Origin of the sequence: Hallella mizrahii, assembly GCF_009695775.1 — a bacterium.
Lineage (GTDB): Bacteria > Bacteroidota > Bacteroidia > Bacteroidales > Bacteroidaceae > Prevotella > Prevotella mizrahii.
This window is the reverse complement of the sequence record NZ_VUNG01000081.1, coordinates 1-2,933: the sequence shown is the minus strand read 5'-3', so window position 1 is coordinate 2,933 and position 2,933 is coordinate 1. Positions and strand designations below refer to the sequence as shown.

General features: G+C 41.6%; 2 protein-coding genes. Both read left to right on the top strand.

Annotated features, from left to right (window positions below):
- Nucleotides 1-239: 239 nt before the first annotated feature.
- Nucleotides 240-1,949 (top strand): TonB-dependent receptor domain-containing protein, encoded by a 1,710-nt coding sequence (locus tag FYJ73_RS15435; RefSeq protein WP_154535631.1) that lies wholly within the window; start codon nt 240-242, stop codon nt 1,947-1,949.
- A gap of 30 nt (nt 1,950-1,979) precedes the next feature.
- Nucleotides 1,980-2,441 (top strand): hypothetical protein, encoded by a 462-nt coding sequence (locus FYJ73_RS15430; protein ID WP_154535630.1) that lies wholly within the window; start codon nt 1,980-1,982, stop codon nt 2,439-2,441.
- Nucleotides 2,442-2,933: the final 492 nt, after the last annotated feature.

The window sequence follows — 2,933 nt, the reverse complement described above, 5'->3', positions numbered from 1 at the left end:
TTTAATCGTTTATGTATCAATGATTTATTTGCACTACAAAGATACAAAAACTTTTGGACATTCCTTCTCTTTTCTCTTGATTTTTAAGACTTTAAGGGCGAGCTATTTGCAAGTGGGAAACTTTAGTTTCTTATACAAGTAGCGGTGATGTCCAGATAAGAATCAACCATGTTGTTTCTTCAGTGGAGGATTTGCTCTCACAGCAGCCCTCAAATATCAAGAATGTGAGGTTCGTCACCATGCCGGGACAGAAATACGGCAAGGACATCAGCCTTGTTATAGATGTCGCTACCAAGCGCGCTGACAGAGGGTATGAAGCAGGCCTTTCTACAATGGATGCAGTAAATGCCAATTATCATGACGAAAGCCTTTGGGCGCATAAGACAAACAAGAACAGCGAGTTGGGCGTCAGATACAACTTCAAGGCAAACAGTAACAGCAAAGTCTATACTGATACAAGACACAGATATACAGGATCTGTGACAAATACATTAGATATCAGCAGAAACGGCAAATACAGCAACAGTGAGTTTACATCGCATGATGTGGAACTGGGTTACAATTATGCGCCTGAAAGCGAGAATCTTGTCTTTGATGTCAAGGCAGGCATGAACTTCTCGGGATTTCCTCAGAGGAGACTGACGGAGAATATATCCTATGATAATACCCATACTATTTCTGAAACATATAATAAAAGCAGAAGCTTAACGCCTTTCATCAAAATCTACTTGAATCGTTCTTTGGACTCATTGAGTACAATCTCAGCCTACCTTACGGGCGCGTATTTGAGAAACAGATATACGAGGGGATATACCGTGGAGTCCTTAGACAATGTTTATCGGGTAAGGGGTGCCAAATACAGCATGCATGGGGAGATTGCCTATGGAAGAGATCTGGCACGGAACAGTAATCTTACGGCCGGTTTTCAGTATGACGCATCCAGTACTAAAAATGAGTATCAGAGGACCAACGCTATGGATTACACTATGCATGAAGACCAGCAGCTGTGGTTTGTGGAATATGCGTTGCGCCTTAGCCAATTCCAGTTTCAGGCAAGTGCGGGATTGAGCAGAAGCCACAACAGCATGAGTCAGTCCTCATATACCTATGTGACTTTCAAGCCGGAATTGAGCCTACTGTACAAGTTCACCGACTGGCTCTCAGCCTCTTATAAATTCGAGAGGTCACCGGAACTTCCAAGCCTGGCTGATATGACGGATTTCAAAAGGCAGGATGACCTGTGGGAAACAACTGCAGGCAATCCACTATTGAAGCCTTATGGCCTGAATTCTAATGAGATGAAGATAAGTGCCGACTTAGGAGACACCTATTTATCTCTCAGAGGTAATTTCGATATTACGAACAATAGCATATTCCTGCTGCCTCCCACATGGGACGCCGCAAGTCAATATTACCTCATAACGAAAGAGAATGGTGGCCGATACCGTCATCTGCAAGTCAGTCTATATGGTGAGCAGTATCTGTTTAGCAGGAAACTGTTCATCTATGCGATGCCATATATGATACACGATATCTCCAAAACAGACGTCTATTCCCTCAGTAATACAATGTTCTCCGTCAAGGCTGGCCTCAGTGTTTACCTCAAACGGCTGACATTCGATTTCGATTATGATTCACCGTCAGAAACGCTTACAGGCGAAACGGTGTTCAGGAACCTTGGTACAACAAACTTATGCGCAACATACAGAATGAAGAGCCTGTCCTTGAAACTTGGCATAAGGAACGCCTTTAATCACAAAGGATCAGGAAATGTAGAGGAGAGACTTTCAGCCAATGCTTATAAGAGGACAGAGATCCGCAATCACGCGTTCGGTAACATGGTGTACTTCAGTTTGACATGGAACTTCCTTCGCTCCTCGAAAAAGAGAAACACTCAAAAGAATGTTATAACATCAGACCCGAGCCTTGATGACGGTATTGTAAAGTAATGTTTTATATGCAAAAATTAAAGAAAGGGTATGAGTGAGACTAACAATATAGAGCTTCGTAGCGAGAAAGTACGCCAAATTATTGGCAAAGTGCCTCCCGTGTTAGCTCGCACGGGTACATTCATAATCACAATCCTTGTGATAGCACTTGCTGTGGCTTTCTACACCATCCGCTATCCGATAACGATAGAGGTTGAGGGCAGAGTTATGCCTCACGACACCCTTCAAATCGCTGTCTCTTACAAGTATCTCTATCTTTTCACAGAGCCGAGGCAGGTCATCGTGACTTATGAAGGAGAAGATAGAAATGCCCAGTCTCATGTATATACCATCACATCCTTTAGCCGTAGGCTGCTGAGCATAGGATCAGCCAACTACTTTATCGCCAAGGCAAGTGTTGCAGCAGACAAAGGTCATATTCAGATTGGGCAAAAGGCAGAAGGACAGATGATCGTCAGTGACAAAACCCTATGGCAGCAGGTATTCCGATAGTTTGCAGACACCGAACACGATTTTGCGAACACGAATGAATTATGACATTTAACAGATAGGAAAATGATGATTAAAGAGCATAGTGAGAGCTAATAAATCTGGGATGGAGTTCATTTTTAGACCTTGATTTTTGAAGCTATTTCTATAATCTATTGTTAGATAAAAGTTTACGCGTAAATGCAATAGTGGAATAAATAGACCTATGTTTGTTGGAGCATCTTAGAATTTATCCTAACTTTGAAGCAGAATTTAAAACAATTACTTATAGCTATGGAAATAAAAATATGGTAATTACTCTCAAGTAATGCATAATGGTGGCCACATTATTAACAGACCACACAGACCAAAAAGTTATTTGGAATCCGGATGTAATCAGCAAATTTTCATGCAACATTTTTAAGAAAAATAACATATAGCATTCTTCGGCAATTAAGATGTAGCATTATTGATGCGTTTTGGCAATTAAGATGGCGCAGTACCAAGGTTTCCCTT